This window comes from Photorhabdus sp. RM71S, assembly GCF_042879355.1.
In the GTDB taxonomy this organism is placed as follows: Bacteria; Pseudomonadota; Gammaproteobacteria; order Enterobacterales; family Enterobacteriaceae; genus Photorhabdus; species Photorhabdus kayaii.
Map to the genome: position 1 here is coordinate 14491 of NZ_JBHFKV010000026.1, position 14599 is coordinate 29089.

Annotated in this window: 12 protein-coding genes and 1 pseudogene; 8 read left to right on the forward strand and 5 right to left on the reverse strand. The window is 38.3% G+C overall.

The window, feature by feature from the left end:
* Positions 1-48: 48 nt before the first annotated feature.
* The gene (locus ACGF5R_RS14340; protein WP_387691379.1) at positions 49-498 is read left to right on the forward strand and encodes a hypothetical protein; all 450 of its coding nucleotides are present in this window, start codon (positions 49-51) and stop codon (positions 496-498) included.
* A 151-nt stretch (positions 499-649) separates the two neighbouring features.
* Complete coding sequence (locus ACGF5R_RS14345) at positions 650-883, forward strand: DUF1240 domain-containing protein (protein ID WP_240000862.1); 234 nt, start codon at positions 650-652, stop codon at positions 881-883.
* Between the two features lie 272 nt (positions 884-1155).
* Here the strand turns inward: ACGF5R_RS14345 and ACGF5R_RS14350 are convergent, their stop codons facing one another.
* Positions 1156-1320, reverse strand: coding sequence for a replication initiation protein (locus ACGF5R_RS14350; protein WP_240000863.1), 165 nt, complete (start codon positions 1318-1320; stop codon positions 1156-1158).
* Positions 1321-1355: 35 nt separating this feature from the next.
* Between ACGF5R_RS14350 and ACGF5R_RS14355 the strand changes: the two are divergent.
* From ACGF5R_RS14355 to ACGF5R_RS14365, 3 genes and pseudogenes are all read left to right on the forward strand, one after another.
* A pseudogene (locus ACGF5R_RS14355) lies at positions 1356-1709 on the forward strand (hypothetical protein); the annotation flags it as partial.
* 93 nt (positions 1710-1802) lie between these two features.
* Entirely contained in the window at positions 1803-2084 is a 282-nt protein-coding gene (locus ACGF5R_RS14360; protein WP_112879271.1) for a helix-turn-helix domain-containing protein, read from the forward strand.
* Positions 2084-3403, forward strand: coding sequence for a type II toxin-antitoxin system HipA family toxin (locus ACGF5R_RS14365; RefSeq protein WP_262980325.1), 1320 nt, complete (start codon positions 2084-2086; stop codon positions 3401-3403). Before ACGF5R_RS14360 ends, ACGF5R_RS14365 begins: the two co-directional genes overlap by 1 nt.
* Before the next feature lie 71 nt (positions 3404-3474).
* Here the strand turns inward: ACGF5R_RS14365 and ACGF5R_RS14370 are convergent, their stop codons facing one another.
* The 4 genes from ACGF5R_RS14370 to fdhE all read right to left on the reverse strand — a co-directional run bounded on the left by ACGF5R_RS14370 (position 3475) and on the right by fdhE (position 9604).
* A complete protein-coding gene (locus ACGF5R_RS14370) occupies positions 3475-5124 on the reverse strand; it encodes a sulfatase-like hydrolase/transferase (protein ID WP_387691382.1) in 1650 nt (549 codons plus the stop codon).
* Positions 5125-5368: 244 nt separating this feature from the next.
* Entirely contained in the window at positions 5369-7228 is a 1860-nt protein-coding gene (gene selB / locus ACGF5R_RS14375) for a selenocysteine-specific translation elongation factor (protein ID WP_387691384.1), read from the reverse strand.
* Positions 7229-7261: 33 nt separating this feature from the next.
* Positions 7262-8653, reverse strand: coding sequence for an L-seryl-tRNA(Sec) selenium transferase (selA, locus tag ACGF5R_RS14380; RefSeq protein ID WP_387691385.1), 1392 nt, complete (start codon positions 8651-8653; stop codon positions 7262-7264).
* A 21-nt stretch (positions 8654-8674) separates the two neighbouring features.
* Positions 8675-9604 carry a formate dehydrogenase accessory protein FdhE gene (fdhE, locus tag ACGF5R_RS14385; protein WP_387691386.1) on the reverse strand — a complete coding sequence of 310 codons (930 nt, stop codon included), beginning with the start codon at positions 9602-9604 and terminating at the stop codon, positions 8675-8677.
* Positions 9605-10248: 644 nt separating this feature from the next.
* Here fdhE and ACGF5R_RS14390 point away from each other — a divergent pair.
* The 3 genes from ACGF5R_RS14390 (at position 10249) to ACGF5R_RS14400 (ending at position 14304) form a co-directional block, all read left to right on the forward strand.
* Complete coding sequence (locus ACGF5R_RS14390) at positions 10249-11202, forward strand: methyltransferase (RefSeq protein ID WP_112879265.1); 954 nt, start codon at positions 10249-10251, stop codon at positions 11200-11202.
* 618 nt (positions 11203-11820) lie between these two features.
* On the forward strand, positions 11821-12774 hold the full coding sequence (locus ACGF5R_RS14395) for a methyltransferase (RefSeq protein WP_262980320.1): 954 nt from the start codon (positions 11821-11823) through the stop codon (positions 12772-12774).
* Positions 12775-13350: 576 nt separating this feature from the next.
* Positions 13351-14304: a methyltransferase gene (locus ACGF5R_RS14400; RefSeq protein WP_112877849.1), complete on the forward strand. Its 954-nt coding sequence runs from the start codon at positions 13351-13353 to the stop codon at positions 14302-14304.
* The last annotated feature ends 295 nt before the right edge of the window (positions 14305-14599 follow it).

Genomic DNA, 14599 nt, shown 5'->3' on the forward strand with positions numbered 1-14599 from the left:
GCAAACTATGTGACCGGGGTGAGCGAGTGCAGCCAACAAAGAGGCAACTTGAAAGATAGCGGGTATATAGTCTCTTTTGGAGTAGGTACTCTAGGTATTCATGATGGGATTGTTAAAGGTGCTAGATTCGGTATAGTATTCTCAGCAGCATATAGAGCCGTTGAGTTAATACTTAAAGATGATTATGGATTAGCTGATTTGTTTGTGAACTTAACAATAGATGGTGCAAAATTAGCTATTTCAATAGGTATTGCTACGGCTGCTAATACTCTAATAGTTTCTCCACTCTTAGCTGTAGGGGGAAGTCTTATGCTTGTAGCTCTTGGCGTTTTTGCTCTTGGGGTTGGAGTTTCGTTTGCTTTATATTGGTTGGATGATTATTTTAAAATTAGTGAAAGAATAATTAAAAATATAAAAAATAGAAAAAGAAATGTTCTTGTGGTAACACCTACAGCAGATAAATTTTTTAATATGTTAGGTAGATATAGCCGTGGATAATATAAATAAAATAAAAATATACTTAGGTTCGCTATTTTTTTATGGCGGCGTTATTTGTGTTTTTCTCATTAAATGATTATATAGGTTTTTTAGGCGTGATAGTGTTATTCCATTTTCATGGAAGAGTGCGGGATTTATTTGGTTTACTCCTTTGCTTATTCATATTTCTTATGCTTTTTTAAGGATTGCTAAAAATAGAACAAAAAATCTCAATGGTAAAATTGGGGATTATATTTCATGTGTATCAATAGTGGGGTTTATTCTTACTTTATTTGTATCTTTTTATGTTGATGATGAATTAAAGTTGGAGGGGTATGTAACATGTAGTAAATCATCATGGATGGCTAAAAATAAGTATGTTAAGGACATTTCACTTTGTCACTAAGAATATGCTCTTTATGCTTAGTTGTGTCGAATAGCCTGAAGGCTATTCGACACAACTAATGTTAATAATTTCTATCTTCCCATATTCTGTAAGCAGATGTGCCGGCTGTTTAATAAATCTAATAATTTAAGCATATACCCTAACATATAAGTAAAAATTACAATAGTAATATAAATCAAGAAATAGAAATCTAAAATGTTGTTTGTTACTTGTATTAAATTTGAATGTAAAAAAGGTGATTTAAATCACCTTTTTTATTTGGCTGTCTTCTTTTAATTTGAAATGTAAAGAGACAACGAGACAACATTACGACCATCTTTAACTGTATTAACAGATACAATAAGGTTACTTTTTTGGTTTAATTCTTTAATGGCTGGTTTTAAAATAAACTTATTCGAATCTCTAAATTGTAAATATTTATCTTCAATTCCGAACATGGTTCTAAAGCCACTAAAGCTAACAAGTCCGTCCCCTATTTCGACTTTCTGCCAGTAGCGGTGAAGGCATCGATTTATTGCGCGATCATCTGAAAGAAACGATGGGTTTTAGCAGTAATACCGAAGGTGGTTTCTTGGCTCGTCGTCGTTATTTACAAGCATTAAATACCGCAGCGGAACATTTACAATAGGGCCATGAATAATTGGTGGTTGCCCGTTCGGGTGAATTGCTGGCAGAAGAGCTGCGTCTGGCGCAGCAGGCATTGAGTGAGATCTCGGGTGAATTTACTTCCGATGATCTGCCAGGAAGGATTTTTTCGAGTTTTTGTATTGGGAGGTCAGTGGGTAAAAGGCAGAAGTGGAATTTTTTTACCGGTTATAACAGGTAAAATTATATTTACCGGCTATAGCGTGTAAAAATTGATTTACCGGTTATAGCGTGTAACAATGAGGTTAACTGTTCAAATTGGTTGACCTCAAATATGAAAGTGACTAACTCGAAACAACTCAGCGCATATTTAAAAGATATCAGGCTTACTCAAAAACTTTCTCAGGGTAAAGTAGCAAGCAAAGTAGGTATTAGGCAGGATACGGTATCAAGCTTTGAGCAGCACCCAGATTCTACCAAGCTGGAGACCTTCTTTAAGATTATGTCAGCATTGAATTTGGAACTCGATATCCAGCCAAGAAACGTTACTAAGATAGATTCGTTAGTGGAAGATGATTGCACAACATCGGACTCGGTGTGGAAAGAGGAGTGGTAATGGCAGCACTGGATGTCTACATGAACGGTTATCGAGTTGGAGTATTTACCAAAGCCAATACTGGCTCCCACCATTTCAAATATGATGAGTCTTGGCTTAGGTTATCGGGTAGTCGCCCCATTTCACTGTCTATGCCTCTGCGCCATCAAGCTTATCAGGGTGACGAGGTATATAACTTTTTCGATAATCTACTGCCGGATAATCCGGAAGTCAGAAGAAGAATCGTCGCCAGGCACAATGCTGAGTCAACGCAACCTTTTGATCTGCTGGCTAAAGTGGGTCAAGATAGTGTAGGAGCTTTGCAACTGGTACCGCAAGGTACATCCGCTAATGATATCAAGAGGATTGAATATAAGCCCTTATCTGAGATGGAACTAGATAAAGTGCTAACTGGCTACCAAGCTGGCGCGCCATTGGGGATGATCGAAGAAGAGGAAGATTTTCGTATATCCATCGCTGGCGCACAGGAAAAGACAGCGCTTTTAAATATTGATGGAAATTGGTGCTTGCCATTAAATGCCACGCCGACAACACATATCATCAAACTTCCCATCGGTAAAATTGAGAGTCATTCACACTCTATTGATATGTCTGAAAGTGTGGAAAATGAATATCTGTGTATGTTGATTGCAAGGATGTTTGGACTGTCTGTTCCTCACTGCTTAATAATGAAAGTGGGAGAAATAAAAGCATTAGCAGTAGAACGATTTGATCGCAAGTATTCATCTGACAACAGTTGGATAATGCGGCTGCCTCAGGAGGATTTCTGCCAAACCTTGAGCGTGCCTTCGGCGAAAAAGTATGAGAGTCATGGTGGTCCTGGGATTCCCGAGATCATGTCCTACCTCTTGGGTTCGGTTAAAGCCGAGACTGACCGTTATGAATTTATGAAGATCCAGGTATTGTTTTGGCTGTTGGCTGCCACAGACGGCCATGCAAAAAACTTTTCACTGTTTATTGAGGCTGAAGGGCATTATCGGCTAACGCCTTTTTATGACATTCTTTCCATGTACCCTGTATTCGGAGGCAGAGGGCTTCATCCCCGAGATGCCAAATTGGCGATGGGGCTAACTGGGACGAGAGGTAGGAAGTACAATATAGAGCAGATATTCCCAAGACACTTTTTTCAAACAGCCAATGCCGCTGGATTTGATAAGGATTCGATGGCAAGAATTCTTACTGAATATGCTGAGACGGTTGATACAGTTGTCATGAATGTCAGAGGCCAGTTGCCTATAGATTTCCCTGTTCATATCAGTAACTCGATATTGGGAGGGTTACAAGCCAGAGCAAAGCGCCTGAAAATTGGGTGGGATTAACATTCTCATCAACATTATCTACAGCAAGTGCCATATAAATATGGCACCCACTCACATGATGATTTTATAACTTATTTTTTACCTGCAACATCTAGTTGCTGATAAATATAATGTTTATAACTTTCCACCAGCGCTTTATCCTGACAATCATCCAATGCTCCCCGGCAGAGATGACGCATTGTCATATTTGCTCGGTAGAAAGGTGAAGCATCCAGTTTAGCTCTCTCCATAATCATGCTGCCAAGGAATGAAATATCCGTCAGTTCATCAGTCTGAATAGATTCTCCCTGTTGCAAGTTATCCCGCATAGTAAATTGGGTGATATGAGCGGGGTTTGAAAATACGCCATTGTACTGATTTAGGCTGATATTGGGTTGATGATCACCAAAGTAAAGGAAAATAGTGGGCTTTTCCCGTTTAGCAACAAACTCACTGAAATCTTTAATTGCCGGATCAGAAGCTTTGATTTTCTCCATATAGTGACTGAACTTACCCACTGCCTGTGAATTTTTCACATGTCCGGTAAGCCCGTAATCATCAGTGTGATCTTCATCATATGGGCCATGTTCATACATGGTCAGTGAGAAAATAAAGAGTGGCTTATCTGTTTCCTGTGCCAAAATGTCTTTCACATAACCCAACATCTCTTGCGTAGAAATAGTCCACAAATTTTTATCGGGACTGGCGGGATATCCCAATTCCTGTGGCTGAATAATGCGATCAACGCCGAGAGTCTGATAGGCATGACCGGAATGATAAGAAGATTTATTAAATGGCGTCAAAACAACCGTGTAATAGCCATTCTGTTTCATTTCACGGAACAAGCTGTATTTCAGATGATCAACAATAAAATAAAAAACCGCATTCTTACGTGAGCCAAAATCATCCGTATTTAAGCCAGTCAGAGCAGAAAATTCAGATAACCAGGTACCACCACCGAAAGTTTGCACCCGCATTGGGCTTTGTGCGCTGACGCCAGAATCCCGCTGGAACATATAAAGATTAGGTAAGCGGGCATCATCAGGCAGTTGATAGATATGCGGAGTCACGGTGGATTCCTGTAATAACATCACCACGTCAGGTTTAATTACTGACTGCGACACAGGTAGCACGACATTCTTAGCCTGTTGCAGAAAATAATCGGATGATTGTCCAAATTGAGGCGCATGATATTTGGCATCTTTAGCCGACATCACCATATTGGTGACGGTACCACGTCCTTTTGGTAGTGAAGATTCCCACTGCTCTCTGAATGCATTAGCGGTAGCGCTCACTTCCCATGTACAGAACGCCGCCAGAACCAAGCCGACAGTACGCCATTTGAAACCACGGAGGGGAGATGATTTTTTCCAGCTCAGCGTCATGTTAAAAATCAACCAGATAAACATTGCGACAACGCCTAAACCGGCCAGCCAATAGTGGTGTAATGTTTCCTGATTGGCAGGATCAAACATCAAGTTCAGATCGGAGAACATCAACTGCTCTTTGTAGTAATGAACTTTTATCTGATTGAGGAATTTAAAGATAATAAATAGTGTTCCGGTAAAGGCAGCGGAAAACAGTAACCTGGCTGATATAAAAAACATCAAGCCAAATATCACACCAAACACACCGACAGCAATCAGTGCCGGATAAATATCTTCACTTTTTTCAAAAACCAGAATTAAAGTTGCAATAAACAATAATCCCAGATAAACGCCCGATGTTATCTTCTTTTTCATAGCGTATTCAATCCAGTTAATAGAAAGCTAACGGTTGGCAAAAATAGCACAGATCAGTTAAATCGATGAAGCAAGACGGTGATTTTGCTGAAATCATCTATACCCGTTATCTTTCAAGTTGCCTCTTTGTTGGCGGCACTCACTCACCCCGGTCACATCGTTATCTATGCTCCCGGGGATTCGCTCCCTTGCCGTCGCGATGCATCTTGAAATCCATAGGGTATATATTTTAAATAAAAAATCATCAGAATAGCCCATTATCTCTGAGAATATGCGACTCAGCCTGACGACGAGTAAAACCACTGCGATCAAAAAATTCCAATATTTGAATAGCCAATTTACGACCGATACCGAGTTGATCACGAAAATCCGCAGCGGTAATTGCACCATAATCTTGATTAAATCGGCGAATTAGCTCCGCGAATTGTTGAATTCGTTGGCTACAATAATAACGATCAGGAACAATCGCGATAATATGCCCCAATTGAGCGGATTTTTTCAACAAATTGCGGACTGTTGCCTCTTCTTCTTTTAAATCCGCAGCCAGGTCGCGTACCCACCACGGATCATCTGTGAAATAGGGGGCTATTCGTTGCCACAATTTTGCCTGTTCATCACTAAAAGACAAACCGTGTTCAGGAAGATATAACCAACCTCGTAATTGCTTTAGCTGTCCATCACTGAGCAATGCATCTATCAAAGTGTAAACTAGCGCTTCATCCAGCGTTGGCAGCGCCATCCGTTTCAGACGTGCCCTGCCTAAACCCAGTTGATCGACATGTTGCTGGTGATATTCAGCCAAAACGTGTAGTAACTTCTGCTTTGCTAACTTGGCATTGTTCTGTGATAACACCATACCATCGGCAATAATCACATCCTCATCAACGATTAGCTGGTGGAGAGTTGCTTCCGTTAACTGACGCGCCCAAGAAAAGTGGTTGAGAGAAAGTGCGCCTCGTGGCAAATGGAGCGCTAAATTAGCTGCATGATCTGATGTTCTGGCAAGCCGCGTGAGCCAATGCAAAAATTCTGGCTGGCGCTTACCACGACGGGGGGAATTTAGATTTATCACTCGCGCGCCAGCCAATGTTTTTCTGGCACTGATATCTCGCAATATCAGCCGGTCATTCTCAACCAACCACAATGGGCTATCAAGCGCCAATTCAGCCAGCAGAGGCTTATCAGAAAGTTGATTTAGTAATGAAATTCGCCCCGTTATATGGCTGGCAGCATGATGAATATGAATTGGTTGCCAGTTTCGCAAAGGTTCATCAGTTTCTACTTCCACCAATACCTTTTCTACATGCTCAAAGGGTTTGTGGGAAAGTAGCCAATCACCACGGGATACCTGTTCTTTACTCACATCACCAGTAATATTCAGTGCAATACGTTGCCCGGCTTGAGCCGTATCGGTCTGTTGATTCTGAGCATGCAAGCCACGTACTCTGACTTGCTGATCCCGGCCGGTTAGCCAAAGGGTATCTCCCACTCTGACCCGGCCGGCCAATGCCGTTCCCGTGACTACCAGACCCGCTCCTTTTACACTGAAAGCGCGATCTATCGCCAGACGAAAACGCTGATGTAATTTTTCATGCTGCTTATTTTGCTGATGTAACTGCAACAGATGCTGCCTCAAAGGGACAATACTTTCTTCATCCGCCGCAGCCGTTACAAACAGAGGGAACTCGCTCCAACCCTGCATTGCCAGTTGATGTTCAATTTGTTGGCGGATTTCAACTATTCGTTGCGATTCCACTCGATCTGCTTTAGTGAGCGCAACTGTCATGGCCGGGCGGCCAATCAAACGCAGAATAGCTAAATGTTCTCTCGTTTGAGCCATTACCCCATCGTCACAGGCAACCACTAATAAAACATGATCAATACCTCCGATCCCTGCCAACATATTAGCGAGGAATTTCTCATGTCCGGGCACATCGATAAAACCAACCGAAGAGCCATCCGGTTGCGGCCAATAGGCATAACCTAAATCGATGGTCATCCCGCGCTTTTTCTCTTCCGGCAAATGAGCTGTATTAACGCCGGTAATCGCTTGAATAAGTGTGGTTTTACCATGATCAACATGGCCCGCGGTGGCAAAAATCATAATAGTTTTAGAAAATTATTGTATTTCAGAAAATTACAGCAATAGTGCCTGCAATAGCGCTTTTTCATCTTCAAGACAGCGTAAATCCAGCCATAAACGTCCGCCAGAGATACGACCAAGAACGGGTTTCGCTAATCCACGCCAGCACCGGGCCAACCGCTCTAACGAGTTCCCCTGACCATCAACGGCAGCGAAAGTCAAAGCCCAACTTGGCAGACGATCAACCGGCAGCGAACCACTGCCAATCTGTGAATAACATGGTTCATCACGAACAATAAATTGGTCACCGTAATGTGCTTGAAGCTGAGGTAATAGCTGTTGTGCCATATCATGCATTTGTTGTTGTGAACGGGTTAACAAACGTAACGTTGGCAATTGTTGGCAAAGCTGTTCGGGGCGCTGATATAACCGCAATGTAGCTTCTAAAGCGGCCAGCGTCATCTTATCTGCCCGCAAAGCGCGTTTTAGAGGATGACGCTGGATTGCTTCTATCCAGTGTTTCTTGCCTAGAATAATGCCAGCTTGTGGTCCCCCCAGTAATTTATCACCAGAGAAAGTGACCAGATCGATGCCCTGATTCAGGTAATCTTGAGGCATAGGTTCGGCTGGCAATCCATATTGCGCCATATTGATCATGGAACCGCTACCCAGATCAATTGCAGTAGGAATTTGTGAGGTTATTCCCAGAGTGGCCAATTCACGGCCAGACACTTCCGCGGTAAAACCTTCAATATTGTAGTTACTGGCATGCACTTTCATAAGGAGAGCGGTCTCTTCATTAATCGCTTGCCGATAATCTTTCAGATGAGTGCGGTTCGTTGTGCCGACTTCAACTAATCGGCATCCTGCCTGAACCATTACATCAGGAATACGGAATGCGCCACCAATTTCCACTAATTCGCCACGAGAAACCACAACTTGCTTACCGGATGCTATGGTTGCCAGCAATAACAACACCGCCGCTGCATTGTTATTAACAATACAGGCATCTTCCGCCCCGGTTAATTCACACAGTAAATCCGCCAAAGCATGGTCACGGTGTCCACGTCCGGCGTTATTGAGGGAATATTCCAACGTTACAGGTGAACGCATCACTTGTGTTACCGCTTCAATCGCTGATTCTGCCATTAATGCTCGGCCAAGATTGGTATGAATCACCGTACCACTAAGATTAAACACCGGCTTTAAAGCCAAAACTTGTTTCTGTTCCAGTTGCTGACCAAGTGCCAAGGCCCAGTTATCACACCAATCAGGCAGTACCTGATACTGCTTGATATTGATTCTGGCCTGCTCCTGCATTCCTCTTAATGTGGCAGTGACCAACGTCTGTCCATATTGTTCCACGAATGGGGCTATCTGTGGCTCATGCAATAGACGATCAATGGCGGGGAGCAGGCTGTACAACGGGTATGGTTTATGTGTCATGGCAATTCCGTCAACTCACTATTACTCATTTGGGAACAAAAACGGGTTGATGCTACTGCGGACAAAACCTTCCTCTTCCATTTTGGCATCGAGGATCAGTGAAGCTAGATCATCAGCAACAGCTTCAACTTTCGGATCTTTCTCCTGATAGAGAATTTTCAAATAACTACCACAATCGCCGCAACTTTCCGCTTTCACAGCGGTGTGCTCACTATCTAGTGACCAATAATTAAGATCGCGTGTCTGTTCGCAGTTACTGCATTTTACCCGTACCACATGCCATTCACTTTCACACAAACTACAATGCAGATAACGCAACCCGTTGGTTGTGCCAATATGAACGACACTAGAGACCGGCATACTGTTGCAAACCGGGCAAAACTGACGATGTTCACCATATTCTGCCCTCGCTTTTCCTGGGATTTGATTTGCCATTTGTGCCCAATAGAGGGAAAGTGCCGCCCAGATAAAAAGTGCTTTTTCAGGGCTGACTTTACTGAATTCATTTTTCAGCAGAGCATCGGCCATCTGTTCCAGCTCCTGTTCTGGCGCTTTTTCTAGATTATCCAGAGCGGCATTAACATGTTCCGACGCATCTGGCAGTAATTCTGCTATCAGAGAGTGAAGTAATTTTTGCCAGTGTTCAGTACGTTGGAAGGTTTTGCAATCCAGAGGCGGTTTACCTTCAATGACAGATTTTTCTAAGATATCTGCTATCTCCATTTTTAATGGATTATCATGCAACGCTTTTTGCTGAGCTTGGGCAACTTGTGCTGAAAAGTTAAGATAATCAACGAATGGGCTCTCTTTTGCCAATTGTTGCAGGCGTTCTGCTCGACGCTGATAAAGATTTTTCAGATTAGCAAAAAGCAATGGCGGGATATAATCTGCTGTTTTTTCATTGGTGCGATCTTTGCTCAGTTGTTCTTGAGGAACGATGTGAATACTCATTAAGTTCTATCTTCCTGCTATCTGCTTTGGGGCTTTCAGATTAATAATAATCTTAAGCTTGTTTTTAGCGTTCAGCATAGATCAAAAGTGGTTTCTGGGCTACAGAGATAATACTTGAAATTATGTGGTCGGTAATAATCAATATATTCATGAAATGGTTGTCAATATTTTTATAATCATTCATTCTTAGTGTGAATTTGCTGAAATAAAAATATTGTTAAGGCATATCTTTTAATTTAATCTTAAAAACCCCTAAAAAGAGTTAATTGTGATTTTTAACATTTCTTTCTATCATATTTTATATAGTCTGATAGTTAATTACTTACGGCTAAAAAAATATAATTAAAGTGAGTAAGCAATGGTCAAAGATGAATCAAATTTTCATTATCTCATAAGGAAAAGATAGCAAAGTTAATAATTACATTTTGGGCTGAAAGTGTTTCAACTATATATGGTTAGTTATAGTGGTACTATGTTCTATACCCGTCATCTTTCAAGTTGCCTCTTTGTTGGCTGCACTCACTCACCCCGGTCACATAGTTATCTATGTTCCCGGGGATTCGCTCCCTTGCCGCCGCGATGCATCTTGAAATCTATAGGGTATATATAATAACCTCATTTAAAAATACAGAAAGGGTAATTCAATGCTAATCGATCTCATTACGTCATATAGAAAAACCGCTGCAATCTATACTTTTGTTGATGCTGGTTTATCTATTCACTTTAAAAATGGAGACTATGTAGATATTAACAAACTTGCCAGTCAATATGGTATTGATTATTCAAGACTTAATCGACTATGTGATTTCTTAATTGAAATAGGAGTATTGGTTAGCAGCAACCACGGGGTTGCACTTTCTGAGGAATGCAGTGCACTTGCTGATCCTAATAGCGTAGAATTCTTAACAGTAAAATATGAAATCAATTCAGAACATTGGGATTCTTGGTTAATGTATCCAAAATCCTTGCTGGAAAACAATGGCAAATCGGCATTTGAAATGGTGCATGGAAAATCATTCTTTGAGCATTTGGATAGTAATAAGGGATTAAAATCAGATTTTGATGCTTTAATGTCAAAATACACAAATAAAATAATTAAAGAATTGCTTGTTATTTATGATTTTAATAAACATAACAGAATATTAGATCTGGGGGGTGGAGACGGAGAGCTTTTGATCAGAATCAGTAAACAGGTCAAAGGAAAAGATTACGCTGTATTGGACAGATATAATGAAATGCCTATTTCAGAAGGTGTAAATTTCATAAGTGGAGATTTTTTTAAGCCAATTCCGACAGGTTATGATTTATATATTTTAAAAAATGTTCTCCATAATTGGCCTGATAATGATGCTATATCCATTTTGAAGAACTGCCGAGAAGCGATGGATAATAACACAACCCTTCTGATAATAACCTTAATGAAAAAACCACAATCCTTGGTAGTTAAATCTGTGGATATATTAATGGATATGCTATTTTTAGCGAAACAACGTTATTTGTCTGAATTCGAAGATATAGCTAGCCACGCAGGACTTGTTATTCGATCTTATAAAGATTTAGATGAAATATTTTCACTTATAGAATTAGGGGTAAAATAAATTATTAGGGATTTAGGAACATTTCCAAAAGATGATTATATTTATAATTGATCGTTGGGAAATATATATATAAAATGTGGCATCAAAATATTTGATGCCACATTTTATTTTATGTTAATAATTAAATGTATACCCTATGGATTTCAAGATGCATCGAGACGGCAAGGGAGCGAATCCCCGGGAGCATAGCAAACTATGTGACCGGGATGAGCGAGTGCAGCCAACAAAGAGGCAATTTGAAAGATGACGGGTATATAAGTATTAAAATAGAAAGCAAACTTACTCTCTGATAATAAAAACGATTAATAACTATATTAAACGATTCTATTTTATCTTGGAAATTTCTGAGAAGAGTTAATTGTGATCTTTGTCATTTATTTTTGTCGAATTTAATATAGTCTGATAGTTAACAATTCTGTTTAAAAATGCGTTATTAAAGTAAGTTGAACAATGGGAAAATAAGGAGAGTGGAATTTTTATTATCTCACTATGAAAAGGTAACAAAGCTAATAATCACATATTAGTTATCGAAATATCCAATTATTCATTATGGTATTTAATGTACTTTAGATAAAACACTTACTCTATTTATAAGATAAAGACATAAAGGATAACTCAATGCTAGCCGAACTTATTACATCATATAGAAAATCAGCCGCAATCTACGCTTTTGTTGATACCGGCTTATCTATTCACTTCAGAAATGGAGCTTATGTAGATATAGACGAACTTTCCCGTCAATGTGGTATTGATTATTCGCGACTTGATCGATTATGTGATTTCTTAATTGAAATTGGGGTATTGGTTAACCACGGTCATAAAGTCACCCTTTCTGATGAATGCAGTGCACTTGCCGATCCTGAAAGTATGGAGTCATTAATTGTAAAATGGGAACTGAGTCCAGATTGCTGGAACGCTTGGTCAATGTATTCAAGATCTTTACTTGAAAATGATGGAAAGCCGGCATTTGAAATAGAGCATGGAAAATCATTCTTTGAATATTTAGCTAGTAATAAATTACTCAAAGTAAATTTTGATTCTTCAATGTCAAAAATCTCAGATAAAATCATTGAAAAGATACTTGATATTTATGATTTTAGCCAGTACGACAGAATATTAGATGTTGGAGGAGGAGAAGGAAATCTTTTGGTTAAAATGGGCGAAAAGATAAAAGGAAAACATTACGCTGTATTAGATAGATATGATAAGATTCCTGTTTTGGAAAATATAGATTTTATCGATGGGGATTTTTTAAAATCAATTCCATCTGGTTATAATTTATATATTTTAAAGAATATTATTCACGATTGGTCTGATAAAAATGCAATATTAATTTTAGAAAATTGCCGTAAGGCAATGGATAATGGTTCAACTGTTTTATTGATAAGTTATACGAAGAAACCACAATCTAAGGTGTTGATATATTTAGATATGTTAATGGATGTAATATTTTCAGGAAAAGAGCGTTATTTGACGGAATTAGAGCATTTGGTTAACCAGGCAGGATTGGTTATTAAAGATGTTAAAGATATCGATGAATTATCTTCAATTATTCAGCTAGGGGTAAAATAATTTAAATATAATTATATGGATATTGTTTCTCTGAAAATATATATAATAAGTATGTCGTGTAAATATTTGATGACATACTTTTTTATATCAGTAAAATATATGAATATTAAAGTGTAAATAAAAATAATTTAAATAGCATAAATAACAATATTAAATCATTTTATTTGATTTTTAAAACCCCTTAAAAGAGTTAATTGTAATCTTCATCATTTCTTTTTATCATGTTTAATATCGTCTGATAATTAACAATTTCAACCCTAAAAATACATAACCAAAGTAAGTTAACCAATTGGAAAATAAGGAGAATGATATCTTCATATTACCAAGAAAAGATAGTAAAGTTAATGATTTCATTCTGGTTATCAGAATACCTAATAAATCATCAGGTATTTTCTGAATTTTAGATAAAACAATTCATCTTTTTATACCCTATGGATTTCAAGATGCATCGCGACGGCAAGGGAGTGAATCCCCGGGAGCATAGCTAACTATGTGACTGGGGTGAACGAGTGCAGCCAACAAAGAGGCAACTTGAAAGATAACGGGTATATAAGATAAAGATATAAAGGATAACTAATGCTAGCCGAACTTATTACATCATATAGAAAATCAATTGCCATCTATACTTTTGTGGATACAGGTTTGTCTGTTCACTTTAAAAATGGCACTTATATGGATATCAACGAACTTGCCAGCCAATATGGTATTGATTATTCTCGACTTAATCGATTATGTGATTTCTTAATTGAAATCGGGGTATTGGTTAGCAGCAATGATAGAGTTGCACTTTCTGAGGAATGTAGTGTGCTCGCCGATCCTGAGAGTATGGAATCATTAATTGCAAAGTGGGAATTTAACTCAGATCTTTGGAATGCTTGGTTAATGTACCCAAAATCCTTACTTGAAAATAATGGTAAATCGGCATTTGAAATAGCGAATGGAAAACCATTCTTTGAGCATTTGGATAGTAATAAATTGCTCAAGTCAAAATTTGATTCCTTAATGTCAAAAGATTCAGATAAAATGATTGAAAAATTATTTTATATTTATGATTTTAGTCAACACGATAAAATATTAGATGTTGGAGGAGGAGAAGGGAATCTTCTGATAAGAATGAGTGAAAAGGTAAAAGAAAAACATTACGCTGTATTGGACAGATATAATGCACTTCCTGATTACGACAATATAGATTTTATAGATGGAGATTTTTTTAAATCAATTCCGGCAGGTTACGATTTATATATTCTAAAGAATGTTATTCATGATTGGCCTGATAATGACGCAATACTCATTTTAGAAAATTGCCGAAAGGCAATGGGTAATAATGCAACTATTTTATTAATAACCTTAATGAAAAAACCACAGTCTAAAATAATTAAATATTTTGATATATTAATGGATGTATCATCTTTAGGGAAAGAGCGTAACTTAACGGAATTCGAATATTTGGCTAACCAAGCAGGGCTGGTCATTCAAGATGTTAAAGATATCGACGAATCATATTCAATTATCCAACTAGGTGTAAAATAAATTATAGATAATAGTGGAGCTTCACCAAATATAATGATATGGATATTGTATGTCTGATAACTCTATAACAAGTATGGCATTAAAATATTTAATGCCATATTTTTATTCTATATCAATAAGATATTGAAATAGAATTTGGATTTAAATGTTGATAACAAGGGTAGTTTAATAGCTAAAATATCAAAATTAAATTATATTTCCTTATTTGATTTTAAATTATTCTGAAAATATTTAATTGTGATCTTCATCATTTATTTTTATCAAATTTAGTATAGTATAATAATTTGTTTCTAAA

What these genes read in the sequence shown, in the direction of transcription:
- ACGF5R_RS14350 (WP_240000863.1), bottom strand. Translation starts at nt 1,320, where the DNA reads ATGTTCGGAATTGAAGATAAATATTTACAATTTAGAGATTCGAATAAG.
- ACGF5R_RS14360 (WP_112879271.1), top strand. Translation starts at nt 1,803, where the DNA reads ATGAAAGTGACTAACTCGAAACAACTCAGCGCATATTTAAAAGATATC.
- ACGF5R_RS14365 (WP_262980325.1), top strand. Translation starts at nt 2,084, where the DNA reads ATGGCAGCACTGGATGTCTACATGAACGGTTATCGAGTTGGAGTATTT.
- ACGF5R_RS14370 (WP_387691382.1), bottom strand. Translation starts at nt 5,124, where the DNA reads ATGAAAAAGAAGATAACATCGGGCGTTTATCTGGGATTATTGTTTATT.
- selB (WP_387691384.1), bottom strand. Translation starts at nt 7,228, where the DNA reads ATGATTTTTGCCACCGCGGGCCATGTTGATCATGGTAAAACCACACTT.
- selA (WP_387691385.1), bottom strand. Translation starts at nt 8,653, where the DNA reads ATGACACATAAACCATACCCGTTGTACAGCCTGCTCCCCGCCATTGAT.
- fdhE (WP_387691386.1), bottom strand. Translation starts at nt 9,604, where the DNA reads ATGAGTATTCACATCGTTCCTCAAGAACAACTGAGCAAAGATCGCACC.
- ACGF5R_RS14390 (WP_112879265.1), top strand. Translation starts at nt 10,249, where the DNA reads ATGCTAATCGATCTCATTACGTCATATAGAAAAACCGCTGCAATCTAT.
- ACGF5R_RS14395 (WP_262980320.1), top strand. Translation starts at nt 11,821, where the DNA reads ATGCTAGCCGAACTTATTACATCATATAGAAAATCAGCCGCAATCTAC.
- ACGF5R_RS14400 (WP_112877849.1), top strand. Translation starts at nt 13,351, where the DNA reads ATGCTAGCCGAACTTATTACATCATATAGAAAATCAATTGCCATCTAT.